The sequence below is a fragment of the Massilia sp. IC2-278 genome, from assembly GCF_020708045.1.
Classification (GTDB): domain Bacteria; phylum Pseudomonadota; class Gammaproteobacteria; order Burkholderiales; family Burkholderiaceae_D; genus Telluria.
Map to the genome: position 1 here is coordinate 319,783 of NZ_JAJFES010000005.1, position 25,264 is coordinate 345,046.

General features: G+C 61.8%; 35 protein-coding genes and 1 tRNA gene. 2 read left to right on the plus strand and 34 right to left on the minus strand.

The window, feature by feature from the left end; all coding sequences use genetic code 11:
* Positions 1-142: 142 nt before the first annotated feature.
* The 4 genes from LK540_RS13150 to LK540_RS13165 form a co-directional block, all read right to left on the minus strand.
* Positions 143-3,304 carry an efflux RND transporter permease subunit gene (locus LK540_RS13150; RefSeq protein WP_229437754.1) on the minus strand — a complete coding sequence of 1,054 codons (3,162 nt, stop codon included), beginning with the start codon at positions 3,302-3,304 and terminating at the stop codon, positions 143-145.
* A complete protein-coding gene (locus LK540_RS13155) occupies positions 3,301-4,485 on the minus strand; it encodes an efflux RND transporter periplasmic adaptor subunit (RefSeq protein ID WP_229437755.1) in 1,185 nt (394 codons plus the stop codon). The genes LK540_RS13150 and LK540_RS13155 overlap by 4 nt, the downstream gene beginning before the upstream one ends.
* A gap of 149 nt (positions 4,486-4,634) precedes the next feature.
* Positions 4,635-5,996, minus strand: coding sequence for an ATP-binding protein (locus LK540_RS13160; RefSeq protein WP_229437756.1), 1,362 nt, complete (start codon positions 5,994-5,996; stop codon positions 4,635-4,637).
* On the minus strand, positions 5,993-6,721 hold the full coding sequence (locus tag LK540_RS13165; RefSeq protein ID WP_229437757.1) for a response regulator: 729 nt from the start codon (positions 6,719-6,721) through the stop codon (positions 5,993-5,995). The genes LK540_RS13160 and LK540_RS13165 overlap by 4 nt, the downstream gene beginning before the upstream one ends.
* Before the next feature lie 200 nt (positions 6,722-6,921).
* Here LK540_RS13165 and LK540_RS13170 point away from each other — a divergent pair, with 200 nt between their 5' ends.
* On the plus strand, positions 6,922-7,491 hold the full coding sequence (locus tag LK540_RS13170) for a Spy/CpxP family protein refolding chaperone (RefSeq protein ID WP_229437758.1): 570 nt from the start codon (positions 6,922-6,924) through the stop codon (positions 7,489-7,491).
* Positions 7,492-7,670: 179 nt separating this feature from the next.
* On the opposite strand, the gene dsbD is transcribed toward LK540_RS13170, so the two are convergent.
* From dsbD to LK540_RS13320, 30 genes are all read right to left on the minus strand, one after another.
* Entirely contained in the window at positions 7,671-9,629 is a 1,959-nt protein-coding gene (dsbD, locus tag LK540_RS13175) for a protein-disulfide reductase DsbD (protein ID WP_229437759.1), read from the minus strand.
* A gap of 154 nt (positions 9,630-9,783) precedes the next feature.
* Positions 9,784-10,179 carry a 50S ribosomal protein L17 gene (gene rplQ, locus LK540_RS13180; protein ID WP_005663400.1) on the minus strand — a complete coding sequence of 132 codons (396 nt, stop codon included), beginning with the start codon at positions 10,177-10,179 and terminating at the stop codon, positions 9,784-9,786.
* Between the two features lie 120 nt (positions 10,180-10,299).
* On the minus strand, positions 10,300-11,277 hold the full coding sequence (locus tag LK540_RS13185) for a DNA-directed RNA polymerase subunit alpha (RefSeq protein ID WP_026354946.1): 978 nt from the start codon (positions 11,275-11,277) through the stop codon (positions 10,300-10,302).
* A gap of 116 nt (positions 11,278-11,393) precedes the next feature.
* Positions 11,394-12,017 carry a 30S ribosomal protein S4 gene (rpsD, locus tag LK540_RS13190; RefSeq protein WP_229437760.1) on the minus strand — a complete coding sequence of 208 codons (624 nt, stop codon included), beginning with the start codon at positions 12,015-12,017 and terminating at the stop codon, positions 11,394-11,396.
* Positions 12,018-12,252: 235 nt separating this feature from the next.
* A complete protein-coding gene (rpsK, locus tag LK540_RS13195; RefSeq protein WP_005663404.1) occupies positions 12,253-12,657 on the minus strand; it encodes a 30S ribosomal protein S11 in 405 nt (134 codons plus the stop codon).
* A gap of 14 nt (positions 12,658-12,671) precedes the next feature.
* On the minus strand, positions 12,672-13,037 hold the full coding sequence (gene rpsM / locus LK540_RS13200) for a 30S ribosomal protein S13 (RefSeq protein ID WP_229437761.1): 366 nt from the start codon (positions 13,035-13,037) through the stop codon (positions 12,672-12,674).
* Positions 13,038-13,049: 12 nt separating this feature from the next.
* Complete coding sequence (gene rpmJ, locus LK540_RS13205; protein WP_005663407.1) at positions 13,050-13,163, minus strand: 50S ribosomal protein L36; 114 nt, start codon at positions 13,161-13,163, stop codon at positions 13,050-13,052.
* A 35-nt stretch (positions 13,164-13,198) separates the two neighbouring features.
* Complete coding sequence (gene infA / locus LK540_RS13210) at positions 13,199-13,417, minus strand: translation initiation factor IF-1 (protein WP_005663428.1); 219 nt, start codon at positions 13,415-13,417, stop codon at positions 13,199-13,201.
* A 21-nt stretch (positions 13,418-13,438) separates the two neighbouring features.
* Entirely contained in the window at positions 13,439-14,773 is a 1,335-nt protein-coding gene (gene secY, locus LK540_RS13215; protein WP_229437762.1) for a preprotein translocase subunit SecY, read from the minus strand.
* 28 nt (positions 14,774-14,801) lie between these two features.
* Positions 14,802-15,233, minus strand: a complete 432-nt coding sequence (gene rplO, locus LK540_RS13220; RefSeq protein ID WP_229437763.1) for a 50S ribosomal protein L15 — start codon at positions 15,231-15,233, stop codon at positions 14,802-14,804.
* A 29-nt stretch (positions 15,234-15,262) separates the two neighbouring features.
* Entirely contained in the window at positions 15,263-15,442 is a 180-nt protein-coding gene (gene rpmD, locus LK540_RS13225) for a 50S ribosomal protein L30 (RefSeq protein ID WP_056337609.1), read from the minus strand.
* A gap of 10 nt (positions 15,443-15,452) precedes the next feature.
* On the minus strand, positions 15,453-15,971 hold the full coding sequence (gene rpsE, locus LK540_RS13230; RefSeq protein ID WP_229437764.1) for a 30S ribosomal protein S5: 519 nt from the start codon (positions 15,969-15,971) through the stop codon (positions 15,453-15,455).
* Between the two features lie 12 nt (positions 15,972-15,983).
* Entirely contained in the window at positions 15,984-16,346 is a 363-nt protein-coding gene (gene rplR / locus LK540_RS13235) for a 50S ribosomal protein L18 (protein WP_229437765.1), read from the minus strand.
* An 11-nt stretch (positions 16,347-16,357) separates the two neighbouring features.
* The gene (gene rplF, locus LK540_RS13240) at positions 16,358-16,891 is read right to left on the minus strand and encodes a 50S ribosomal protein L6 (protein ID WP_136219939.1); all 534 of its coding nucleotides are present in this window, start codon (positions 16,889-16,891) and stop codon (positions 16,358-16,360) included.
* Between the two features lie 10 nt (positions 16,892-16,901).
* On the minus strand, positions 16,902-17,297 hold the full coding sequence (gene rpsH / locus LK540_RS13245; RefSeq protein WP_192056827.1) for a 30S ribosomal protein S8: 396 nt from the start codon (positions 17,295-17,297) through the stop codon (positions 16,902-16,904).
* Between the two features lie 14 nt (positions 17,298-17,311).
* Positions 17,312-17,617, minus strand: coding sequence for a 30S ribosomal protein S14 (rpsN, locus tag LK540_RS13250; RefSeq protein WP_141835681.1), 306 nt, complete (start codon positions 17,615-17,617; stop codon positions 17,312-17,314).
* Between the two features lie 4 nt (positions 17,618-17,621).
* Positions 17,622-18,161 (minus strand): 50S ribosomal protein L5, encoded by a 540-nt coding sequence (gene rplE, locus LK540_RS13255; RefSeq protein WP_229437766.1) that lies wholly within the window; start codon positions 18,159-18,161, stop codon positions 17,622-17,624.
* Between the two features lie 4 nt (positions 18,162-18,165).
* Positions 18,166-18,480: a 50S ribosomal protein L24 gene (gene rplX, locus LK540_RS13260; protein ID WP_136219936.1), complete on the minus strand. Its 315-nt coding sequence runs from the start codon at positions 18,478-18,480 to the stop codon at positions 18,166-18,168.
* Between the two features lie 9 nt (positions 18,481-18,489).
* Positions 18,490-18,858: a 50S ribosomal protein L14 gene (rplN, locus tag LK540_RS13265; protein WP_005663451.1), complete on the minus strand. Its 369-nt coding sequence runs from the start codon at positions 18,856-18,858 to the stop codon at positions 18,490-18,492.
* 233 nt (positions 18,859-19,091) lie between these two features.
* Positions 19,092-19,364: a 30S ribosomal protein S17 gene (rpsQ, locus tag LK540_RS13270; RefSeq protein ID WP_229437767.1), complete on the minus strand. Its 273-nt coding sequence runs from the start codon at positions 19,362-19,364 to the stop codon at positions 19,092-19,094.
* Positions 19,361-19,552: a 50S ribosomal protein L29 gene (gene rpmC, locus LK540_RS13275; protein ID WP_027867254.1), complete on the minus strand. Its 192-nt coding sequence runs from the start codon at positions 19,550-19,552 to the stop codon at positions 19,361-19,363. Before rpmC ends, rpsQ begins: the two co-directional genes overlap by 4 nt.
* Before the next feature lie 12 nt (positions 19,553-19,564).
* Positions 19,565-19,984, minus strand: coding sequence for a 50S ribosomal protein L16 (gene rplP, locus LK540_RS13280; RefSeq protein WP_005663456.1), 420 nt, complete (start codon positions 19,982-19,984; stop codon positions 19,565-19,567).
* Between the two features lie 2 nt (positions 19,985-19,986).
* The gene (rpsC, locus tag LK540_RS13285; RefSeq protein ID WP_229437768.1) at positions 19,987-20,817 is read right to left on the minus strand and encodes a 30S ribosomal protein S3; all 831 of its coding nucleotides are present in this window, start codon (positions 20,815-20,817) and stop codon (positions 19,987-19,989) included.
* A gap of 10 nt (positions 20,818-20,827) precedes the next feature.
* Positions 20,828-21,160 (minus strand): 50S ribosomal protein L22, encoded by a 333-nt coding sequence (gene rplV, locus LK540_RS13290; protein WP_170976705.1) that lies wholly within the window; start codon positions 21,158-21,160, stop codon positions 20,828-20,830.
* Complete coding sequence (rpsS, locus tag LK540_RS13295) at positions 21,157-21,432, minus strand: 30S ribosomal protein S19 (RefSeq protein ID WP_229437769.1); 276 nt, start codon at positions 21,430-21,432, stop codon at positions 21,157-21,159. Before rpsS ends, rplV begins: the two co-directional genes overlap by 4 nt.
* 9 nt (positions 21,433-21,441) lie before the next feature.
* Positions 21,442-22,269 (minus strand): 50S ribosomal protein L2, encoded by an 828-nt coding sequence (rplB, locus tag LK540_RS13300; RefSeq protein WP_229437770.1) that lies wholly within the window; start codon positions 22,267-22,269, stop codon positions 21,442-21,444.
* Entirely contained in the window at positions 22,269-22,586 is a 318-nt protein-coding gene (gene rplW, locus LK540_RS13305) for a 50S ribosomal protein L23 (RefSeq protein WP_229437771.1), read from the minus strand. The genes rplB and rplW overlap by 1 nt, the downstream gene beginning before the upstream one ends.
* Positions 22,583-23,203: a 50S ribosomal protein L4 gene (gene rplD / locus LK540_RS13310; RefSeq protein WP_229437772.1), complete on the minus strand. Its 621-nt coding sequence runs from the start codon at positions 23,201-23,203 to the stop codon at positions 22,583-22,585. The genes rplW and rplD overlap by 4 nt, the downstream gene beginning before the upstream one ends.
* Before the next feature lie 2 nt (positions 23,204-23,205).
* Complete coding sequence (rplC, locus tag LK540_RS13315; protein ID WP_229437773.1) at positions 23,206-23,862, minus strand: 50S ribosomal protein L3; 657 nt, start codon at positions 23,860-23,862, stop codon at positions 23,206-23,208.
* Between the two features lie 279 nt (positions 23,863-24,141).
* Positions 24,142-24,218, minus strand: a tRNA-Val gene (locus LK540_RS13320).
* A 460-nt stretch (positions 24,219-24,678) separates the two neighbouring features.
* On the opposite strand from LK540_RS13320, the gene LK540_RS13325 reads away from it, so the two are divergent.
* A complete protein-coding gene (locus LK540_RS13325) occupies positions 24,679-25,254 on the plus strand; it encodes a TerD family protein (RefSeq protein ID WP_229437774.1) in 576 nt (191 codons plus the stop codon).
* Positions 25,255-25,264: the final 10 nt, after the last annotated feature.

Genomic DNA, 25,264 nt, shown 5'->3' on the forward strand with positions numbered 1-25,264 from the left:
CTTTCCGGGAAACTGGTCAGCGCAATGCGGGGGTGAGTCGAAGTCTACCCGCGCAGTCTACCTGCTTTGGGTCTCCGGCGCACAGCCGCGTTGCGCTGCACAGCTTACAGGTCGGTTTTCCTGATAGTTGTTACATTGTGTTTCAGCCAATCTTGTGCAGCGAGACCGGCGTGCTTGCAGGCGCAGGCGCTGGTGCGGCAGCGTGCCCGGCGCCATGCATGGCCTCGTGCGCGGCGATGTCGACGTCGGTCATCGGCCCGCTGCCGCTGTACTTGTCGAGGTACAGGTAGATCACCGGGGTGATGTAGAGCGTGATCACCTGCGAGAAGATCAGGCCGCCCACCACCGCCAGGCCCAGCGGCTGGCGCAGCTCGGCGCCGGCGCCGATGCCCAGCGCGATCGGCAGCGCGCCCATCATCGCCGCCAGGGTCGTCATCAGGATCGGACGGAAGCGCAGGATGCAGGCTTCGCGGATCGCCTCGACCGGGGTCATGCCGGCATTCCTCTGCGCATCGAGCGCGAAGTCGATCATCATGATCGCGTTCTTCTTGACGATACCGATCAGCATCAGGATGCCGATCATCGCAATCAGGGTCAGGTCGAGGTTGAAGATCCACAGCGTCAGCAGCGCGCCCACTGCCGCCGACGGCAGGCCGGCGAGAATGGTCAGCGGGTGGATATAGCTTTCGTACAGCACGCCGAGCAGCACATAAATGACGCCGATGGCCGTGATGATCAGGATCAGCTGGCTCGACTGGGTGTCCTGGAACACCGCCGCGTCGCCACCGTAGTTCGTGATGATCGAGGACGGCAGCTTCATCTCGCGCTTCATCTCGTCGATGGCGGCGGTGGCGTCGCCCAGCGGCACGTTTGGCGCCAGGTTAAAGGCGAGCGTGATCGCCTGGAGTTGTCCCTGGTGGTTGATCGCCAGCGGGCCGACCGTGCGGCGGACATTTGCAAAGCTCGACAGTTTGACCAGGTCGCCATTGTTCGAGCGCACAGACACGCGCGACAGCGCATCGTCGTAGTAGCGGTCGGCCTCGGCCGCTTCCAGGATCACGTAATAGCTGGCGGCAGTCGAATAGATGGTCGAGACCTGGCGTTCGCCGAAGGCGGCGTACAGCACGGTGCGCACGTCGGCCATGTTCACGCCCAGGCGCGCGGCCTTGTCGCGGTCGATGTCGAGCGTGGCTTGCAGGCCCTTATTCTGCGAATCACTGGTGACGTCGCGGAACTTCGGATCGCGCCGCATGCGTTCGAGGAACTGGTCGGCCCAGCTGCCGATCTCGCCGCCCGACACGCTTTGCAGCGAATACTGGTAGCGGCTCTTGCTCTGGCGTCCGCCCAGCTGCAAATTCTGCACCGGCGACATGTAGACCTGCACCCCGGCCACGCCACGGGTGGCCTTGCGCAACTCGTCCAGCACTTCCGGCATGGCCGGGCGCTCCGAGCGCGGCACTAGCACCAGGAACATGCGGCCGCTGTTCCCGCCACCAACAAAGGAGGTGACGTCCTGCACGTGCTTGTTGGCGCGCATGATGTCGACCACCTTGCCCTGCAGCGCCATCATCGCCTGCGAGGAGGTGTCTTCCGAGGCTTCGACGGTGATGCGGATCTGGCCCAGGTCTTCTTCGGGGAAGAAGCCCTTCGGCATGCTCATGTACAGGATGGCGGTCAGGGCAAAGGTGCCGAATGCCAGCATCAGCACCAGGAAGCGGTGGCGCAGCGCGCCGTCCAGGGTGCGCGCATAGCCGTCGCGCACGCTGGTGAACATGGCTTCGAAGCGGCGGCCGACCCAGGACATTTCGTGCGGCTCGATGTGGCCGCCATGCTTGATCAGGCGCGAGCACAGCATCGGCACCAGGGTCAGCGACACGGCCGCCGAGACCAGCACGGCCAGGCCGACGATCACCGCGAATTCGCGGAACAGCAGGCCGATCACGCCCGGCATGAAGAAGATCGGGATGAACACTGCCACCAGCGAGATCGAAATCGAGATGATGGTGAAGCCCATCTCGCGCGAGCCGACCAGGGCCGCATGGAAGGGCTTTTTCCCCATTTCCATGTGGCGGACGATGTTTTCCAGCACCACGATGGCATCGTCGACCACCAGGCCGACGGCCAGCGTAATCCCTAGCAGGGAAATATTGTCCAGGCTATAGCCGAAGGCATACAGCAGCGACAGCGCACCGAGCAGCGAGATCGGCACCGTGACTGCCGGGATCAGGGTCGCGGTCAGGCGGTGCAGGAACAGGAAGATCACCAGGATGACCAGGATCACGGTGCCGGCCAGCGTCAGGTTCACGTCGTGGATGGCTTCGCGGATCGACACCGAGCGGTCGTTCACCAGACTGATCTTGATCGAGGCCGGCAACTGCGTCTCGAACTTCGGCATCAGGTTGCGCACGGCGTCGACCACCTGCACGGTGTTCGCGTTCGGCTGGCGCTGCACCATCAGCACGATCGAGCGTTCGCCGTTCAGGCTGCCGGCGGCCTTCACCGACTGGTAGCTGTCTTCGACCTGCGCCACTTCTTCCAGGCGCACCGGCAGGCCGTCGCGGGTGGCGACGATGAGTTTGGCGAAGTCGGCTGCTTTCATGAGCTGGCCGCCGCCCTGGATGGTCAGCGTCTGCGCAGGGCCGTCGAGGATGCCGAGCGGGGTGTTCGAATTGGCGGCGCGCAGGGCGGCGGCCAGTTCGTCCATCGAGATATTGCGCGCGTTCATCAAATCGGAACGGGCGCGCACGCGCACGGCGAAGCGCTTCTGGCCGTTGACGGTGACCTGCGCGATGCCCGGCAGGGTCGAGATCGCCGGCGACACCACGTTCTCCGCGTAGTCGTTCAGCTCGGCCAGGCCCATCGAGGGCGAGGTCATGTGCATGAACAGGATCGGGGCGTCGGCCGGGTTGATCTTGCGGTAGGCCGGCAAGTCGGTCATTTCCAGCGGCAACTGGCGCTGGGCGGCCAGCAGCGCCGCCTGCACGTCGACCGCCGCCTTGTCGACGTCGATCGAGGTGTCGAATTCCAGGGTCAGCGAGGTATTGCCCTGGGTGCTGGTCGAGGTGATCAGCTTGATGCCGGCAATCGTCGAGAATTGCTTTTCCAGCGGCAGCGCGACCGAGGAGGCCATGGTTTCCGGGCTGGCCCCGGGCAAATTGGCGCCGACGTTGATGACCGGCGTGTTATAGCTCGGCAGCGCCGCGACCGGGATGTGCATGTAGGCCAGGATGCCGACCAGCACCAGGCTGATCGACAGCAAGACCACCATCACCGGACGGCGGATACACAGTTCGGACAGATTCATGCTCCACCACCCTTCGTCGCGGGTGCGCCTTGTGGTTTGGCAGCGGGACCGGCGTCGGCGGCAATCTTGATCTTGCCGCCCGGACGCAGGTTCTGCTTGCCTTCGGTAATTACCTGTTCATTGCCGTTCAAGCCGGTCACGGCCGCGTTCAGGCCAAAGGCATGCTGGCGTACGATCGGCACCTGGCGCGCGGTGCCGTCTTTCTCGGCAACATAGACGAAGGTGCCGTAGGCGTTGATGATAATCGCATTTTGCGGAATCACGACGGCGTCCTGGATCGTGCGCACCGTGACCCGGGTGTTGACGTATTGTCCCGGCCACAGTTGGCCGTCGGCGTTGCTGAACTGCGCCTTGACGCGAATGGTGCCGCTGGTCGGGTCGACCGTGTTGTCGACGAAAATCAGTTCGCCGGTAACGGGCTTCGCCTCGCCGCCGGTGCTCGCTTGCACGGCCACCTTGCCGGCCTTCTGGGCCGCCAGCAGCGCGCCCAGCGAGGACTCGGGCAGGGTGAAGGCGACGTCGATCGGGTCGAGCTGGGTGATGGTGGTGAGCGAAGTGGCCGGCTGCACCAGGCTGCCGCCATACACATTGATGGCGCCCACGCGGCCCGACAGCGGCGCGCGGATCGTGGTGTAGCTGGCGCTGACCTGGTTCGCACGCACAGAAGCGGCGCTCGCAGCCACCGCGGCGCGGGCCGCTTCGACCTGGCTTTGCAGCGAATCGACAGCGCTCTGGGCCAGGAATTTCTGGGCAACCAGGTCCTGGCTGCGCTTGTACTGGCGCTCGAGGTCGGCCAGGTTGGCCTTGCCGCGCGCCACTTCCGCCTCGGCCTGGGCCACGGCGGCACGGTCGCTGCGGTCGTCGAGCGAGAACATCAGCTGGCCCTTCTTGACGAACTGGCCCTCGCGGATGTGCACTTCGCGGATGGTGCTGGTGGTCTGCGGACGCAGATCGACGGTCTGCTGCGGGGTCACGGTGCCGTTGGCGGCGACGTCGACGCCGACGTCCTGGCGCTGCGGCGCCGCCACGTTGACGGTGGTCGGGCCCTGGGCCGCCCCAGCGGCGCCGGCCGGCCCGTTCTTGCCCTCGCCTTCGGCGTGGGCGCCGCGGTTCATGTACCAGGCGCCGCCGATGCCGGCTGCGACGACGACGGCGATGACTGCGAGCGTATTCTTTTTCATTCAGGTCCCTTGCCGCCAGTTCCGGCAGCTTTATCAATCAATCAAACAATGTCTCAGGCACAAAAGCGTGGCGGGCAGTATGCCATCCGCGTGTGACAACTTACTTACATGATTCTTAACCAATGCGCTCAAGCCTGATGCGCAGGCGCTTATTTGCCTGGATAGTACTCCGGCAGCATCAGCGTGACTTCCAGGCCGCCCTCGGGATGGTTGGACAGCGCGATGCTGCCGCCGTGCTGCTCGGCGATATTCCGGGCGATGGTCAGGCCCAGGCCGGTACCGCCGGATTCGCGCGAACGCGAGGTCTCGACGCGGTAGAAAGGGTCGAACACGCGCGCCTGCTCGGCCGGCGGAATGCCCGGCCCGCTGTCGCGCACGCGGATGCGCGCCGCGCCGTTCACGCGGTCCACGGTCACGCTCGCCTCGCGGCCGTACTTCACCGCGTTGTCGATCAGGTTGCCGAGGCAGCGGCGCAAATCGAGCGGACGGCCGAGGATGGCCATGCCCGAGCGCCCGCTGAGCGTGACCGCCTGGTGGGCGTCGGCGGCGTCGTCGCAGCTCGAGGCCAGCAGCGAGTCGAGGTCCAGCATCTGCATGGTTTCGGTGGTGTCCATGCTGCGCGCCAGCTCCAGGCCCTCGCGCACCATGGCCTGCATCGCCGACAGATCGCCGATCAGGCGTTCCTGCAGGTCGGCGTCGGCCACCTTTTCCAGGCGCAGGCGCATGCGCGTGAGCGGGGTCTGCAGATCGTGGGTGATGGCGGCCAGCATCTGCGTGCGCTGGAAGATGTACTGGCGGATGCGCGCCTGCATGGCGTTGAAGGCGGTGCTGGCCTGGCGGATCTCGCTGGCGCCGCTCACGTCCAGCGGCGGGCGGTTGATGTCGTTGCCGAGCTCCTGGGCGGCCACCGCCAGGCGCTTCAGCGGACGGGTGGTCATGCGCGCCACCAGGTAGGCCAGGCCGGCGATGCTGAGGAAGAACAGGACGATCACGGCGCGGTAGTCGGTGTCGTCGTTGACGGCGGCGGCGCGCGGCGGCAGCACGGCCAGGCGCAACTCCTCGCCGTCGCGCAGGCGCACGTTCAAAAATTCGCAGGCGCCGCGCCAGCGCGCCGACAGCAAGCCATACAGCTGGGGGATGCGCGGCGGGCTGTCGCAGGCGCGCGGGCGCGAGTCGGCCGAGACGATGTGGTAGCCGGCGCCGAGGCGCTCGGCCAGGGTTTCGGCGAAGTCGCTGGTGGATTTCGCCAGCGGGCGCGGCGCGCCGACTTCGAGCGACAGGCCGGGACGGTTCGCCACTTCCAGGTAGGCCGGGCGCGCCGCGGTCGGCACGATTTCGGTGGCCATGATCAGCTGCTCGGCGCGTTCGATCAGGTTCTGGTCGCGCGCATGCTCGAGCACGCGCTGGCGCTCGTTGTCGGCAAGCCACTGGGTTAGCGCGCCGGTGATCAGCACGCCGAGCAGCAGGGTGATGAAGACACGGCCCGTCATCGAGCCGAGGAAGGCTTTCACGCAGTCGGCTCCACGGTCACCTGGCCGGCCAGCACGTAGCCGCCGTTGCGCACGGTCTTGATGATCTGCGGCATGCGCGCGTCTTCGCCCAGCTTCTGGCGCAGGCGGCTGATCTGGATGTCGATCGAGCGGTCGAAGGGGTCAGCGTCGCGGCCTTGCGTGAGGTTGAGCAGCTGGTCGCGGTTCAGCACGCGGTTCGGGTGCTCCAGGAAGACGCGCAGCAGGCGGAACTCGGCGCCCGAGAGCATGATCACGATGCCTTCCGGGTTGACCAGGTGGCGCGCGGTGAGGTCGAGCGTCCAGTTCGAAAAGCGCATCTGCTGCACGTTTTCGGCCGGCGCGTTCGAGGGCATGGCGTGCGAGCGGCGCAGCACGCTGCGGATGCGCGCCAGCAGCTCGCGCGGCTCGAAGGGCTTGGGCAGGTAGTCGTCGGCACCCATTTCCAGGCCCAGGATGCGGTCGAGCGGCTCGTTGCGGGCGGTCAGCATGATGACCGGCAGGGTCGAGGTGGCGCGCAGCTTGCGGCACAGGGTCAGGCCGTCGTCGCCGGGGAGGTTCAGGTCGAGCACGATCAGGTCGGGGCGCGACTCGTCGAGGATTTTCCACATCGCGCTGCCGTCGGCGGCGGCCAGCGCGCGGTAACCGTTCGACTCGAGATAATCGGCCAGCAGCTGGCGGATGTCGCGGTCGTCGTCGACGATGAGGATGGTAGAAGAATTGTCCATACCTGCAATTATCCTTACTTAAAAGGGCCCTGAACAGCGCATTTGTATCGGTATGTATATGGATTCAACAGGGAAACATATTGATACAAAGTGCGGGACAGGGGACACGCTGCGCTTACACTTTTTGGCGATGATGGATCCCGTGCAGAGCGCAGTTCACTTGCACGCAACGGCTGACTCACACACTGAAAGGACATCACATGAACACCCTTCGCAAGCAGATCCTGGTTGCCTTTGCCGCTGTCGGTTTCGCCGGCGCCGCGTTTGCCCAGACCACCCCGGCTGCCGCGCCGGAAGGCCGCCACGGCCACGCCGTCACGGCCGAGCAGCGCGCCGCCCACCAGGCCGAACGCCAGGCCAAACGTGCGCAATTCCAGGCCAAGCGCGCCGAACGCCAGGCCGCACGCGCCGCCAAGCTGCGCGCCGACCTGAAGCTCACCGAGCAGCAGGAACCGGCGTTTGCCGCCTTCCTGGCCGCCGGCAAGCCGGCCCAGCGTCCGCAGCACCAAGGTACGGGCAAGACCGGCGAGCGCGCCCAGTTCGCCGCCCTGCCCGCGCCACAGCGCATGGAACGCATGGTCGAGCGCCAGAAACAACGCACCGCGCGCATGGAAGCGCGCCTGGCAGCCCTGAACAATTTCTATGCCGTGCTCACGCCGGAACAAAAGAAAGTGTTCGACAGCCAGCCGATGCGCGGCGGCTTCGGCAAGCACCGTGGCCATGGCGGTCCTGGCCATCACGGCGCCCGCAGCGCAGCCATGCAAAGCTAAATCAGGCAGATGTAGCAAACAAAAAGGGATGCCTCGGCATCCCTTTTTTCGTTAACGCGGCCACGGCGAAGTTCTTGTAGGGTGGGCATTCGTAGTGCTGGCATTTAGCCAGCCCTACTGCCCACGCGGTACGGCACATGCAAGTCGAAGCGCCCCGCGTCAGCCATGGTGTCGGTCGATCAGTCCAAGCGCTCCAGCGACCCCAAGAACTTCTGCGCATTCTGATACCCGATCACCCGGCTATCCGCGATCTCCTTCCCCCCTTTATCGAAGAAGATGATCCCCGGCGGCCCGAACAGCCCGAAGCGCTTCAGCATCGCCTTGTCGTCGGCATCGTTGGCGGTCACATCCACCTGCAGCAGCACCGTATTTGCCAGCCGCGCCTGCACCTGCGGATCGACGAAGGTCAGCTTTTCCATCTCCTTGCAGGACACGCACCAGTCGGCATAGAAGTCGAGCATGGCGGTCTTGCCGTTCAATCGGGCGAGCGCCGCATCCAGTTCGGCCACCGTCTTCACGCGCTGGAAGTGCAGCGGCTGCTTCTGGGTTCCCGTCAGGTGCGCCAGCGGCGCCAGCGGATCGCGTCCGCCGCTGGCCACGCCGACCAGCTGCATCGCGCCGAGGATGCCGAACGCGGCGCCAAAGGCCAGCGCCGCCCAGTGCCCGCGCCGGCGCAGCAGATAGGCGCCGTAGCCGAGCAGCAGCGCCGCCCACAGGATCATCTGCGCGACCACTGGCAGCACCGGCGACACCAGCCACAGGGCCATGGCCAGCATCAGCACGCCGAAGAAGCGTTTGACGGAGTCCATCCAGGCGCCCGCTTTCGGCAGCAGCGAGCCGGCCGAGACGCCGACCAGCAGCAGCGGAATGCTCATGCCGACCGCCATCGAGAACAGGGCTGCGCCGCCGACCAGCACGTCGCGCGTCTGGCTGATGTAGACCAGGGCGCCGGCCAGGGGCGCGGCCACGCAGGGGCCGACGATCAGGGCCGAGATCGCGCCCATGGCAAACACGCCGGCCAGCTTGCCCGAGGCCTGGCGGTTCGACACGCCGCTCAGTTTCGTCTGGAGCGCGGCCGGCACCTGCAGTTCGTAGAAGCCGAACATCGACATCGCCATCGCCACGATCAGGAGGCCAAAGGCGCCCAGCACCCAGGGGTTCTGCAGCGCGGCGGCCAGGCCCTCGCCGATCAGGCCGGCCGCCACGCCCAGCGCCGTGTAGACGATGGCCATGCCGAGCGAATAGGTAATCGACAGCACCAGGCCACGCGAGCGCTTCGCCTTGCCGCCCTCGCCGACGATGATCGAGGACAGGATCGGCACCATCGGCAGCACGCAGGGGGTAAACGCCAGGCCCAGGCCGAGCAGGATGAAGGCCGGGACGATGGCAAGCAGGCGGCCGCCCTGCAGCACGGAATCGATGGCGGACAGGTCGGATGGCGCGGCGCCCGATGGCGAAGCGGCGACGGCGGCCGATGACGCGGGACTGGCGGCAGGCGGCATGCCGCCCTCCTGCGCGTCCGTGGCCGCTTGCTGGACCGCTGCCTGAGCAGGCGTATCGACTGCCGGCGCACGCTCGACCGGCAAGCCGAGACGCGCCACGGCGCCGCCCTCGCCCTGCGGTGCCGACGACAACGGCGCCGGCGCACTGCCGTTCGCGCCGAGCGGAATGCTCGCCTGCGGCGCCGCGCCGCCGGCTGCCGTCAGTTGTGCAGTGTGTTCCTGCGGCGGATAGCACAGGCCGGCATCGGCGCAGCCCTGGCTGGTGGCGTTCAGGTTGAAGGAGCCGCCCCCTTCGACCGGGATGCGGATCGTCACCGAACCGTGGTAGGTCTCGACTTCCTTGCCGAAGGTCTCGTCGAACTTCACCTTGCCGGCCGGGATCTGCGGCGTGCCCAAGGTGGCGCCGCGCGCCGTGAAGGCAAAGCGCTCGCGGTACATGTAGTAGCCGGGGGCGATATCGTAGGTAACGACCGCGGTGCGGTCGCCCTCCATGCGCGCCGAGAACTTGAAGGCGACGGCCGGGTCGAGGAAGTCCTGCGCGCGGCCTGGCGCGGCCAGCACGGCAAGGACAATGAACAGCAGCGACAGTGCGGCCAGCAGCGGCGCGCGGATCGGACGGAGACGGAACAGGGACATGACTTCCTTTGGATGACGACAGCGCAGGAATGGTACACCGGACTGCCTACCGATGGGTAACGGGCACGATCGGCCGGCGCCATTGCGCGGCACGGCCCGCGCAGGCGAAAAAAAACCAGGCACGAGGCCTGGTTTTTTCATTCGCGAGAAGCGATTACTCGGCGGTCGGTGCTTCTTCAGCCGAGGTGACTTCCGGACGGTCCAGCAGTTCGACGTAGGCCATCGGCGCATTGTCGCCCACGCGGAAACCCATTTTCAGGATGCGCAGGTAGCCGCCGTTGCGGTTGGCGTAACGTGGGCCGAGTTCGGCGAACAGCTTCTGCACCATTTCGCGGTCGCGCAGGCGGGCGAATGCCAGGCGCTTGTTGGCCAGGGTGTCGGTCTTGCCCAGGGTCAGGATCGGTTCGATGACGCGACGCAGTTCCTTGGCTTTCGGCACGGTGGTCTTGATGGCTTCATGACGCAGCAGCGAGACGGTCATGTTGCGCAGCATGGCGAGACGGTGGGACGAGGTACGGTTCAGCTTACGGAGGCCGTGACGGTGACGCATGGTACTTCCTTTCGAGTGTATGAAATCCAGTTCTTCGATCGTTCAGGCTTGCGCAGAACGCGGACCGGTTATTAGGAGTTGAGACTATCCGGACAATGGTGTCCGGATAGGTACGACAATTTATTTTTCCAGACCAGCAGGAGGCCAGTTTTCCAGCTTCATGCCCAGGGTCAAACCGCGCGAAGCCAGGACTTCCTTGATTTCGTTGAGCGACTTGCGGCCCAGGTTCGGCGTCTTGAGCAGTTCGTTTTCCGAACGCTGGATCAGGTCGCCGATGTAGTAGATGTTCTCGGCCTTCAGGCAGTTCGCCGAACGGACCGTGAGTTCCAGGTCGTCGACCGGACGCAGCAGGATCGGATCGACCAGCGGAGCACGCGATGGTGCTTCGGCAGCCGCTTCCGTGCCTTCCAGCGCGGCGAAGACGTTCAGCTGGTCAACCAGGACGCGTGCCGACTGACGGATCGCTTCTTCCGGGGTGATGACGCCGTTGGTCTCGATGTTGATGATCAGCTTGTCCAGATCGGTACGCTGCTCGACGCGCGCCGATTCGACGGCGTACGACACGCGGCGCACTGGCGAGAACGATGCGTCCAGGATGATGCGGCCGATCGTCTTGTTGGTGTCTTCCGACAGGCGACGGACGTTACCCGGCACGTAACCACGGCCCTTCTCGACCTTGATCTGCATGTCCAGCTTGCCACCGGCGGTCAGGTGAGCGATCACGTGATCCGGGTTGATCAGTTCCACGTCATGCGGCAGATCGATGTCCGATGCCAGGACTGCGCCTTCGCCTTCCTTCTTCAGGGTCAGGGTCACGGAGTCACGGTTGTGCACCTTGAACACGACACCCTTCAGGTTCAGCAGCAGGTCGACGACGTCTTCCTGCACGCCGTCGAGCGACGAGTACTCGTGCACGACGCCGGCGATCGTCACTTCGGTCGGCGCGTAGCCGATCATCGACGACAGCAGGACGCGGCGCAGCGCGTTACCCAGCGTGTGGCCATAACCACGTTCGAACGGCTCCATCACGACTTTTGCGTGACCGGCGCCCAGGGCTTCGACGTCGATGATACGTGGCTTCAACAAACTATTTTGCATGAAATGTCCTCTTCAATACCCTCGGCTCGTTACACCGATAAGGCTGATGGCATGTGGTGAATTCTGAAAACTGCAACGCCCGCTCGGTGAGGAGCGGGCGCATGTACTAGGTTCTATTAACGCGAGTACAGTTCGACGATCAGCGCTTCGTTGACGTCGGCGGCGATCTCGTTACGCTCTGGGAACGAACGGAAGGTGCCTTCCATCTTCTTGCTGTCGACCGACACCCAGCTCGGCATGCCGACTTGTTCGGCCAGCGACAGGGCTTCGATGATACGCACTTGCTTCTTGGCCTTTTCGCGAACGGCGATGACGTCGCCGGTCTTGACGGCGTACGAAGCGATGTTCACGACGTTACCGTTGACGGTGAAGGCCTTGTGGCTGACCAGCTGGCGCGCTTCGGCGCGGGTCGAGCCGAAGCCCATGCGGTAGGTAACGTTGTCCAGGCGCGATTCCAGCAGCTTCAGCAGGGTTTCGCCGGTGTTGCCCTTGCGGCGCGACGCTTCGGCGAAGTAGCGGCGGAACTGGCGTTCCAGGATGCCGTACATGCGCTTGACCTTCTGCTTTTCACGCAGCTGGTTGCCGTAGTCCGAGGTGCGGGCACCCGACTTGACGCCGTGCTGGCCTGGCTTGACGTCCAGTTTGCACTTCGAATCGAGCGAGCGGCGTGCGCTCTTCAGGAACAGGTCGGTGCCTTCACGGCGCGACAGTTTTGCTTTTGGTCCGATATAACGTGCCACGTTGAATCCTTTGATGTATTAATCACGCCCCGGAGGCATCGCAAGCGATGCGGCAGGCGCTAGTCCGACCCATGTATGAGCGGACGTGGCTGAAAGAACGCCCCGGAGGATGAGTCCGAGGCGAGAATAGCCGGGCAGTATAACCCAATCTGGGCGACTGCACCGGCATATTTGATACGACGCGTTGCTTCCGCGCTGCGATCAAGGAAAAGGCGGAGGACTCCCCGCCCCTGCCTTAGATACGGCGACGCTTCGGCGGACGGCAGCCGTTGTGCGGAACTGGGGTAACGTCCTGGATCTCGGTGATCTTGATGCCCAGGTTGTTCAGTGCACGCACAGCCGATTCACGGCCTGGGCCTGGGCCCTTGATGCGCACTTCCAGGTTCTTCACGCCGCTTTCTTGAGCGACCTTGCCGGCTGCTTCAGCAGCGACCTGTGCCGCGAACGGGGTCGATTTACGCGAACCCTTGAAGCCAGCGCCACCCGACGTCGCCCACGACAGGGCGTTGCCCTGGCGGTCGGTGATCGTGATGATGGTGTTGTTGAACGAAGCGTGGACGTGGGCGATGCCCTCAGCCACGTTCTTCTTGACTTTCTTGCGGACGCGAGCTGCTGCTGCGCTGCTTTGTTGCTTAGCCATGGTCGGTTCCTAGATTATTTCTTCAGCGATTGAGCGGCCTTGCGCGGACCTTTGCGGGTACGTGCATTGGTGCGGGTACGCTGACCGCGCACTGGCAGACCCTTACGGTGACGCATGCCGCGGTAGCAACCCAGATCCATCAGACGCTTGATGTTCATGGACAGTTCGCGGCGCAGGTCGCCTTCCACGACAAACTTCGCGACTTCGTCACGCAGCTTCTCGAGTTCGTTGTCGTCCAGGTCCTTGACCTTCTTGTTGGTCGCGATACCGGTCGCTTCGCAGATTTTCTGCGAACGTGGACGGCCAACACCGTAGATCGCCGTCAGGCCGATAACAGTGTGCTGATGATTTGGGATGTTAACCCCTGCAATACGTGCCATTCGTTATTCCTCTTAACCTTGACGCTGCTTGTGACGCGGCTCGACGCAGATCACGCGGACCACGCCCTTGCGCTTGATGATCTTGCAGTTGCGGCAGATCCGCTTGACTGAAGCATTAACTTTCATTTTGTACTCTCTCTGGTGAGTTTACTTAATATTTTTTACTTGGTGCGGAATACGATGCGCGCCCGGGACAAGTCGTACGGCGTGAGTTCGACCGTTACCTTGTCGCCCGGGAGGATGCGGATATAGTTCATCCGCATTTTACCCGAGATATGCCCCAGGACCACATGCCCGTTTTCCAGCTTTACGCGAAATGTCGCATTTGGGAGATTCTCGAGAATCTCGCCCTGCATTTGGATGACGTCGTCTTTTGCCATTCGGTCCATTCCTCCTGCCGCTTAACGCGACGGGATTCCGCCCTTGAAGTTAGCCTTGCGCAGCAGCGATTCGTATTGCTGCGACATGACGTAGTTCTGCACTTGTGCCATGAAGTCCATGGTCACCACCACGATAATCAGGAGCGACGTGCCGCCGAAATAGAAAGGAACTTTCCAGAACGACTGCAGGAACTCCGGCACCAGGCACACGAGGGTGATATAGACCGCACCGGCCAGGGTCAGGCGCATCAGGATCTTGTCGATGTAGCGTGCGGTCTGCTCGCCCGGACGGATGCCCGGAACAAACGCGCCGCTCTTCTTCAAGTTGTCCGCCGTTTCCTTGCTGTTGAATACCAGCGCGGTGTAGAAGAAGCAGAAGAACACAATCGCCACCGCATACAGCAACGCGTGGATCGGCTCACCGGTCGTCAGCGAGGCGGCCAGGTCTTTCAGGAACCCGATGAACGGGCCGCTGGAGTCCTTGCCCCGCGTGTACCAGTCGACGATCGTCGCCGGGAACAGGATGATCGAGGACGCGAAGATCGGCGGGATCACGCCGGCCATGTTCAGCTTCAGGGGCAGGTGGCTGGTTGTGCCACCGTACACCTTGTTGCCGACCTGGCGCTTGGCGTAATTCACGAGGATCTTGCGCTGACCGCGTTCAACGAACACGACTGCATACGTAACCGCAACCACCAGGATGACGATAATGATCGCGGCGATGCTGCTGATCGAACCGTTCGAGACCAGGGTGAACAGGCCACCCAGTGCCGACGGCAGACCGGCTGCGATACCGGCGAAAATGATGATCGAAATGCCGTTGCCCAGGCCACGTTCGGTGATCTGCTCGCCCAGCCACATGAGGAACATGGTGCCGGTCAAGAGGGTCACGACCGTGACGAAGCGGAATGCCATGCCTGGTTCGAGCACGAGACCCGGCTGGGCCTCGAGCGCGACGGCGATGCCGAACGCCTGGAACAGAGCCAGTGCCACCGTGAAGTAACGGGTGTACTGGGTGATCTTGCGGCGCCCTGCTTCGCCTTCCTTCTTCAGCGCTTCCAGTTGCGGCGAGACGATCGACCCCAGCTGCATGATGATCGAAGCCGAAATGTAGGGCATGATCCCGAGTGCGAACACGGTAAAGCGGGACAGCGCGCCCCCCGAGAACATGTTGAACATGCCCAGGATGCCGTTCGAGTTTTCCTTGAACAGCGACGCCAGCGCGACCGGATCAATCCCGGGGACCGGGATATGAGCACCGATGCGGTACACGACCAATGCGCCAAGCAAAAACCACAGCCGGCCCCAGGGGAATCCGGCGGCGGCGCTTTTACCAAGTTGTGAATTAGTCGCCAATTTTTGCTCCGATCAGGCAGCGATCGCTTTACGCGACCGAACCGCCAGCTGCTTCGATGGCCGCTTTCGCGCCCGCGGTCGCTTTCAGGCCCTTGAGGGTCACCGCTTTGGTGATCTCGCCCGACAGGATGACGCGCACGTCGCGTGCCACCACTGGCAGGATGCCTGCTTGCTTCAGCACCAGGATGTCGATCTCGCCGACGGCCAGGGCGTTCAGGTCCGACAGACGGACTTCAGCCTTGAAGGTGGCGTTCAGCGACTTGAAGCCGCGCTTCGGCAGACGACGCTGCAGAGGCATCTGGCCGCCTTCGAAGCCGACCTTGTGGAAGCCGCCCGAACGCGATTTCTGACCCTTGTGACCGCGACCGGCGGTCTTGCCCAGGCCGGAGCCGATACCGCGGCCGACGCGACGCTTAGCGTGCTTGGCGCCGTCAGCTGGTTGAATGGTATTCAATTCCATTGTTTTCTCCGTTAGGTAAGCCCGAAGGCTTACCCGACTACTTTAACGAGGTACGAGACTTTGTTGATCATGCCGCGCACCGACGGGGTGTCCTGCAACTCGGAGACCGAGTTGACGCGGCGCAGACCCAGACCACGCACGGTAGCGCGGTGGTCTTGACGGGTGCCGATCAGGCCCTTGACCAGTTGTACTTTGATGGTGTTTGCCATTGTCTTCACCTTAGCCGATGATGTCTTCGACCGACTTGCCGCGCTTGGCAGCGATGTCAGCCGGAGTGCTCATTTTTGCCAGACCGTCGAGGGTCGCGCGAACCAGGTTGTACGGGTTCGACGAACCGGTCGACTTGGCGACCACGTCGGTCACGCCCATCACCTCGAAGATAGCGCGCATTGCGCCACCAGCGATCACGCCGGTACCCGGCTTGGCCGGCGACATCAGGACGCGCGAGGCGCCGTGACGACCGGTAACGGTGTGGTGCAGCGTACCGTTCTTGAGGGGCACCTTGATCAGGTTGCGGCGGGCTTCTTCCATCGCTTTTTGCACGCCGACTGGAACTTCCTTCGACTTGCCTTTGCCCATGCCGATGCGGCCATCGCCGTCACCGACAACGGTCAGCGCTGCAAAACCCATGATACGACCACCCTTGACCACTTTGGTCACGCGGTTGATCGCGATCATTTTTTCGCGCATGCCATCATCCGGCTTGTCGCTTGCCATTTTCGCTTGCATTTTTGCCATGACGATTCTTCCTTAGAACTTCAGACCGGCTTCACGCGCGGCATCTGCCAGCGCCTTGACACGGCCGTGGTAACGGAAACCCGAACGGTCGAATGCGACTTCGGTGATTCCTGCTTTCAGTGCTTTTTCTGCGACGCGCTTGCCGACCAGGGCAGCGGCTGCAGCGTTGCCGCCGGCGCCGGATTTGCCACCGAGTTCAGCGCGCACTTCTGCTTCCAGCGTCGAAGCCGAAACCAGGACCTTCGCATCCGGGCTGATCAGGTTCGCATAGATGTGCAGGTTGGTGCGGTGAATCGACAGGCGATTCACGCCCAGCTGGGCGATCTTGATGCGGGTTTGGCGTCCGCGACGCAGACGCGATTGTTTCTTGTCCATGTCAGCTCCGATTATTTCTTCTTGGTTTCTTTAAGCTTCACCACTTCGTCCGAATAACGGACACCCTTGCCTTTGTAAGGCTCAGGCGAGCGGTAAGCGCGCACTTCAGCGGCAACCTGGCCGACCTTTTGACGATCGATACCCTTGATCAGGATTTCGGTCGGGGTCGGGGTTGCTGCGGTGACGCCTTCCGGCATCGCGTGCAGCACCGGGTGCGAGAAGCCCAGCGACAGGTTCAGGGCGTTGCCCTGCACTGCTGCCTTGTAGCCCACGCCCACCAGGTTCAGCTTCTTCTCGAAGCCCTTGGTGACGCCGGTAACCATGTTGTTGACCAGGGCGCGCAGGGTGCCCGACATGGCGTTCGATTCACGCGAATCGTCCACCACGTCGAACGTCAGCGTGCCGTTGTTGTTTTCTACCTTGACCAGGCCGTTCAGCGGCTGGGTCAGGGTGCCCAGTGGGCCTTTGACCGTGATCGCTGCTGCAGTGATCGCCACTTCGGCGCCAGCTGGGACAGCGATTGGCATCTTAGCTACTCGAGACATCGTCTACTCCTTAAGCTACGTAGCAGATAACTTCGCCGCCGACGCCGGTGGCGCGGGCTTTGCGGTCAGTCATCACGCCTTGCGGGGTCGACACAATCGCCACGCCCAGGCCGTTCATGACGGTCGGGATCTCGTCTTTGCCTTTGTAGACACGCAGGCCAGGACGGGAAACGCGCTCGATGCGCTCGATGACCGGACGGCCGGTGTAATACTTCAAACCGATTTTCAGTTCCGACTTGCCACCTTCGGTGGACACGGCGAAATCCTCAATGTAACCCTCGTCCTTCAGGACGTTGGCAATGGCAACCTTGACTTTCGACGACGGCATTGCGACCGTGGTCTTTTGAACAGTTTGTGCGTTGCGAATGCGGGTCAGCATATCGGCGATAGGATCGCTCATACTCATTGCTTATTCTCCTATTACCAGCTGGCTTTGGTCATACCCGGAATTTCGCCCTTCATGGCGAATTCGCGGATTTTGGTACGGGCGAGGCCGAACTTACGGAAGGTGCCACGTGGGCGGCCGGTCATGGCGCAGCGGTTACGCTGGCGGGTCGGCGCCGAGTTACGTGGCAGGGCCTGCAGTTTCAGGCGCGCTTCGTAACGTTCTTCTTCGGTCTTCGACTGGTCGTCGATGATCGCTTTCAGAGCTGCACGCTTTGCGGCGAATTTCTCCACCAGGTCTGCACGCTTCTGTTCGCGGTTAATCAGTGCAAGTTTTGCCATGCTCTTAGTTCCTGAACGGGAATTTGAAGGCGGCGAGCAGCGCTTTGGCTTCGTCGTCGGTCTTAGCGGTGGTGGTGATCGAGATGTTCATGCCACGCAGCGCGTCGATCTTGTCGTAATCGATTTCAGGGAAGATGATCTGTTCCTTGACGCCGATGTTGTAGTTGCCACGACCATCGAACGATTTGCCGTTCACGCCACGGAAGTCACGCACGCGCGGCAGGGCCACGGTGATGAAACGATCCAGGAACTCGTACATGCGGTTGCCACGCAGGGTAACCATGGTACCGATCGGGTAGCCTTCGCGGATCTTGAAACCTGCGATTGCCTTGCGCGACTTGGTGGTCACTGGCTTCTGGCCGGCGATCTTGGTCAGGTCGCTGACAGCGTGCTCGAGCACTTTCTTGTCGGCGATCGCTTCACCAACACCCATGTTCAGGGTGATCTTGGTCAGGCGCGGCACTTCCATCACCGACTTGTAGCCGAATTTTTCGGTCAGGTCAGCGACGACTTTGTCTTTGTAGAATTGTTGGAGACGGGCCATGTTCTTACACCTTCACTTCTTCGCCGGAAGACTTGTAGACGCGGACTTTCTTGCCGTCCTGGTCTTTGAAGCCTACGCGGTCAGCCTTGCCGGTCGCGGCGTTGAACAGCGCGACGTTGGAGACGTGAATCGGCATCGCCTTGTCGACGATACCACCTTGGACGCCGGTCATCGGGTTCGGCTTGACGGCCTTCTTGGCGACGTTCACGCCATCGACGATGACGTGCTCGGCGTCGACGCGACGCGAAACCACGCCACGCTTGCCCTTGTCTTTACCGGCCAAAACGATGACTTCGTCGTTTTTACGAATCTTATCCATTGCGACTCCTTACAGTACTTCAGGTGCCAGGGACACGATCTTCATGAACTTTTCAGTGCGCAGCTCGCGCGTCACTGGTCCGAAGATACGGGTGCCGATCGGTTCCAGCTTGGCGTTCAGCAGTACTGCGGCATTGCCGTCGAACTTCACCAGGGAGCCGTCTTGGCGGCGCACACCTTTAGCGGTACGCACAACCACAGCGTTATAAATTTCACCTTTTTTGACACGGCCACGTGGCGCGGCAACCTTGACGGTTACCTTGATGATGTCGCCAATGCTCGCATAACGGCGCTTGGAGCCGCCCAACACCTTGATGCACAAAACTTCTTTTGCACCGGTGTTGTCGGCTACTTCGAGCCGGCTTTCGGTTTGAATCATAGTATTTTCTTTCCCAACTTAAGCCGAAGAAACCCCACGGCGAACCGTAGGCCTGCGGTCAGTCTTGGTCCCGCCGCACCGCCCCTGCTGGAGCGCTACGATTGGGTGATTGGACTTTCCAATAAACTTCGAACAGGCCGCAGTTACCGAGGGGGACAAACTGCGGCAACACATGAACGAAGCCCGCTAGTATCTCAGATACCAGCGGGCCACGCAAGACTAATTTTTACTGCTTACAGTACCTGTGCAACCTGCACAACACGGGTAACAGTCCAAGCTTTCGTCTTCGAGATCGGGCGACCTTCCGAGATCTCGACCGTGTCGCCGGTCTTGGCCTGGTTGGTTTCGTCGTGCGCGTGATACTTGTTCGAGCGCACGATGATCTTGCCGTACAGCGGGTGCTTCACGTGACGCTCGATCAGCACGGTGACGGTCTTGTCCATTTTGTCGGACACGACTTTGCCGACCAGCGTACGCTTCAGCGCCGTTTTAGTGGTGTCGTTCATTTGGCTTCCTTCGAGTTCATCACAGTCTTCACACGCGCGATGTCGCGACGTACTTTCTTGAGCTGCGCGGTATTGCCCAGCTGCTGGGTAGCGATTTGCATGCGCAGGCCGAACTGGGCCTTCAGCAGCTCATTCAGCTCCTTTTGCAGCGCTTCCTGGTCCTTGCCGCGGAGTTCCGATGCTTTCATATTCAACTCCTGTTATTGGCCGACCTGGCGCACGACGAACGTGGTAGCCAGTGGCAGTTTGGCAGCGGCCAGGCGGAATGCTTCGCGCGCCAGTTCTTCTGCGACGCCGTCCATCTCGTACAGGACTTTGCCTGGCTGGATTTCAGCGACGTAGTATTCCGGATTACCTTTACCGTTACCCATACGGACTTCGGCCGGCTTGTTCGAGATCGGCTTGTCCGGGAAGATACGGATCCAGATACGACCGCCACGCTTGATGTGACGGGTCATGGCGCGACGTGCCGCTTCGATCTGGCGCGCGGTGATACGGCCGCGGGCAACTGCCTTCAGACCGAATTCACCGAACGAGACCGCGGTGCCGCGGGTGTGCGAAATGCCGGTGTTACGGCCTTTCTGCTCTTTACGATACTTCCTGCGCGATGGTTGCAGCATGCTTATTCTCCTGCTTTCTCAGCTGGTGCAGCGGCAGCCGGGGTCGCCAGCTTGACGGCTGGACGAGCACGCACGGTCGGTGCTGCATTACCTGGACGGGCGCCTCCGGCCGGGCGTGGGCCGCGCGATGGCTTGCCATCGTCACGACGTGGGCCGCGTGGCTTTTTCTCGTCCGGCGGGGTGTCGATGACCGGGGCTTCGCCGGTGACCGAACGGTCGCCCTTGTAGACCCAGACCTTGACACCGATGATGCCGTAGGTGGTCGACGCTTCGCTGGTGCCGTAGTCGATATCGGCGCGCAGGGTGTGCAGAGGCACACGGCCTTCGCGGTACCATTCGGTACGTGCGATTTCGATGCCGTTCAGGCGGCCCGACGACATGATCTTGATGCCGACGGCGCCCAGGCGCATTGCGTTTTGCATCGCGCGCTTCATCGCGCGGCGGAACATGATGCGCTTTTCCAGCTGCTGCGAGATCGAATCGGCGATCAGCTGCGAATCGATTTCCGGCTTGCGGATTTCTTCGATATTGACGTGCACAGGCACGCCCATGATCTTCGTCAGCGACGACTTCAGCACTTCGATGTCTTCGCCTTTTTTACCGATCACGACACCAGGACGCGACGAGTAGATGGTGAAGCGCGCGTTCTTGGCTGGGCGCTCGATGACGATGCGGCCGACCGAAGCGTTCTTCAGCTTCTTCTTCAGGAAAGTACGTGCTTCCAGGTCTTCCTTCAGCATGTCGGCGAAGTTGCCGTTGCCAGCGTACCAGCGCGATGCCCAGTTACGGGTGACCGCCAGGCGGAAGCCGGTTGGGTGGATTTTCTGACCCATCGTTTGCTCCTTAGTTACCGACAGTCACGTAGACGTGACAGGATTGTTTCGAAATGCGATCGCCGCGGCCTTTTGCACGAGCAGTAAAGCGCTTCAGGATCGGGCCCTTTTCAACGTAGATCTGAACGACTTTCAGCTCGTCGATGTCGGCGCCATCATTGTGTTCCGCGTTGGCGATTGCCGACTCGAGAACCTTCTTGATGATGGTCGCGCCTTTTTTCGGGCTGAACTGCAGAATGTTGAGTGCTGCGTCAACTTTCTTGCCGCGGATCAGGTCCGCAACCAGGCGGCCCTTTTGTTCCGACAGGCGCACGCCTTTGAGGATAGCTTTAGTTTCCATTATTTTTTCGCCTTCTTGTCAGCGGCGTGGCCCTTGAACGTACGGGTCAGCGCGAACTCGCCGAGCTTGTGGCCGACCATGTTCTCCGAGACGTACACCGGCACGTGCAGCTTGCCGTTGTGGACAGCGATCGTCAGACCGATGAAGTCAGGAGTGATCGTCGAGCGGCGCGACCAGGTTTTGACTGGCTTCTTGTCTTTGGTCGCTTGCGCGGTCTCGACTTTTTTCACCAGGTGGGCGTCAACGAACGGCCCTTTTTTCAATGAACGAGTCATGATTTATCCTTATTTCTTGCCGCGGCGCGAGACGATCATCGACGAAGTGCGCTTGTTCGAACGCGTCTTCTTGCCCTTGGTCTGTTGACCCCATGGCGACACCGGATGGCGACCAGCTGCCGTACGGCCTTCACCACCACCGTGCGGGTGGTCGATCGGGTTCATGACCACACCGCGAACGGTAGGACGAACACCGCGCCAGCGCATCGCACCAGCTTTACCGATCTTGCGCAGGCTGTGCTCGGCGTTGCCGACTTCACCCACGGTTGCACGGCATTCGATGTGAACGCGACGGACTTCACCCGAGCGCAGGCGAACCTGGGCGTAGGTGCCTTCACGGGCCATCAGGACGACGCCGGCGCCGGCGGTACGGGCCATCTGGGCACCCTTACCTGGCAGCATTTCGACGCAGTGCATGACGGTACCGATCGGGATGTTGCGGATCGGCAGGCAGTTGCCCGACTTGATCGGCGCTTCCGAACCGTTCATCACGCTGTCGCCGACAGCCATGCCTTTGGTGGCGATGATGTACGCACGGTGACCGTCGGCGTAGCACAGCAGTGCAATGTGCGCGCTACGGTTCGGGTCGTATTCGATACGCTCGACCTTGGCAGGAATGCCGTCCTTCTGGCGCTTGAAGTCGACCAGACGGTAGTGATGCTTGTGGCCACCGCCGATGTGGCGGGTGGTGATGTGACCGTTGTTGTTACGGCCAGCAGTCTTCGATTTCTTTTCAACCAGTGCTGCGAACGGACGGCCCTTGTACAGGTCGCTGTTCACAACTTTCACCATGCCGCGGCGGCCTGGGGAGGTTGGCTTCATCTTAACGAGTGCCATTATTTAGCCTCCTCGACAAAATTGATTTCCTGGCCTGGCTTCAGGCACACGAAAGCGCGCTTGGTGTGGTTGCGGCGACCGTTGAAACGGCCCGAACGCTTTTGCTTGCCTTCGCGGTTCACGGTCTGCACCGATTCCACTTCGACTTTGAACAGCAGTTCGACGGCAGCCTTGATTTCTGGCTTGGTCGCGTCAGGCAGGACCTTGAACACGATCTGCTCGTTCTTTTCCGCGATGAAGGTAGCCTTCTCGGAAATGACCGGAGCCAGCAGCACCTTCATCAGGCGCTCTTCGCTGAATTTGATTGCGGTGCTCATGCGTACATCTCCTCGATCTTGGCCAGAGCAGCTTTCGTGACCAGGACTTTTTTGTAGAACACCAGCGACATCGGGTCAGCAGCTTTAGGCTCGACAACCAGCACGTTCGGCAGGTTACGCGAGGCCAGCAGCAGGTTTTCTTCGATGGTGTCGGTGATCACCAGGACCGATTCGAGGCCCATGCCCTGCAGCTTTTGCGACAGCAGCTTGGTCTTCGGTGCTTCGATCGACAGGTTCTCGATGACGACCAGGCGGCCTTCGCGGGCCAGCTGCGAGAAGATCGAGCAGATACCTGCACGGAACATCTTCTTGTTCACTTTGTGGGTGAAGTTTTCGTCAGGCGAGTTCGGGAAGATGCGACCACCGCCGCGCCACAGTGGCGACGACGACATACCAGCACGAGCGCGGCCGGTGCCTTTTTGGCGCCATGGCTTCTTGGTGGTGTGGCTGACTTCTTCACGGTCTTTCTGCTTGCGGTTACCGCTACGTGCATTGGCAGCGTAGGCGACCACGACCTGGTGAATCAGGGCTTCGTTGTATTCGCGGCCGAAGACTTCATCGGTAGCTGCAACAGCGGCGCCGGCTTGACCTTGCTCATTCAGGAGCTGAAGTTCCATAATTAAGCTCCCTTCTTGGCTTTGACTTTGACGGCTGGCTTGACAACCACTTGGCCGTTCTTGGCGCCAGGAACGGCACCCTTCACCAGCAGCAGTTGACGCTCAGCGTCGATACGAGCGATTTCCAGGTTCTGGGTGGTGACGGTAACGTCGCCCATGTGACCGGTCATGCGCTTGCCAGGGAACACGCGGCCCGGATCCTGCGCCATACCGATGGAGCCAGGAACGTTGTGCGAACGCGAGTTACCGTGGGTCTGACGACCCGACGAGAAGTTGTAACGCTTGATGGTACCGGCGTAGCCCTTACCGATCGAGGTGCCTTGCACGTCGATTTTCTGGCCCACTTCGAACAGCGAAACGTTCACGGTATCGCCGGTTTTGAGTTCGGCGGCTTTGGCGGCTTCGACGCGGAATTCCTTCAGCATCGTACCGGCTTCCACACCAGCTTTGGCGTGGTGACCCGCAACAGCCTTGGTCACGCGGGAAGCGCGACGTTGACCGAATGCGACCTGAACTGCGGCATAGCCGTCGGTTTCAGGAGTTTTGATTTGCGCGACACGGTTGTTCGATACGTCGAGCACGGTGACTGGGATCGAGTCCCCGTCATCCGTGAAGATGCGCATCATGCCAACCTTGCGACCGAGAAGGCCCAGGCTCATTTTTTCTCCATTCCCACCTACGATTGGGCGGGGGTTGTTTAACTACTAGGAAAAAGTACGGATTCGAAAAAGACCAATCCATACCGAAGCCGGCTAGTATAGCGCGCAAAGGGGCTTGACGCAACAAGATAATCGGGGGGTATGTGAACCCTTGTTGCGCATTTTTCGCAGTAGCGTGGAGAAGAAGGAATCTGGTCTAGCTGACCAGCACAGAAAAGGCACGGTTGCGCCTTTTCTCTGCAGAACCGCGAAGGGCTCTGCGACTGTTTGAAGTGTCTTTGGTGGGCGGTGCAGGATTCGAACCTGCGACCCCTTGGATGTCGACCAAGTATTCTAACCAACTGAACTAACCGCCCGGGGAGCCGCATTATACGAAGGGTTTTCTTGGAATGCAATAGCTGAGTTTCGACGGCGGTGTGATCGGGTGTTAGCGGGGCTGTTGCCTGCGCTGTTATCGGTAGGTTGCATCCGCGTGGACTCGAGAGCCCACCCTACGGACGAGGCCGCGGACTCCCGGCGACGAAAAGCAAGACCCGGTACGCCGCGGGTTTCGTCACCGCGAGCCGATGACTTGTCCCGTAGGGTGTGCTCTCGAGCCCACGCGGATCATGCATACCGATACAGGAGCAGGCAACAGCCCCATGAACGCATGCATATATCACCTGCGAAGCCCTCCCTAAGCCTGCCATAAGCCCCCTTATGTACAATCGGGCAATTAACGCCTATATTGGCTGCCGAGGCAATCCATCGCCACCCGGTACCCCACGGCGCAAAACAACGAGCAGTGTCAACTCAACTGAACTGAAAGGGTTTGTAATGGCAATCAGTCTGCAAAAAGGCGGCAACGTCAACCTGAGCAAAGAAGCACCGAACCTCACCAAGGTCCTGATCGGCCTGGGCTGGGACCCGCGTTCGACCGACGGCGCGGCCTTCGACCTCGACGGCAGCGCCTTCATGCTCAAGTCCGACGCCAAGGTACGCGGCGACGCCGACTTCATCTTCTATAACAACCTGAAGTCCACCGACGGCTCGGTCGTCCACAACGGCGACAACACCACCGGCCAGGGCGACGGCGACGACGAGACCCTGCTGGTCGACCTGACCCGTGTGCCGGCCGACGTCGACAAGGTCTCGTTCTGCGTCACCATCCACGACGCCGAAGCGCGCCGCCAGAACTTCGGCATGATCGGCAAGGCCTTCATCCGCTGCGTGAATGCCGGCACCAACGCCGAGATCGCCCGTTACGACTTGTCGGAAGACAGCTCGACCGAAACCGCGATGATCTTCGGCGAACTGTACCGCGCAGGCGGCGACTGGAAATTCCGCGCCGTCGGCCAGGGCTACAACGGCGGCCTGGGCCCACTCGCACGCTCGTTCGGCGTCAACGTCTGATTCGACATCC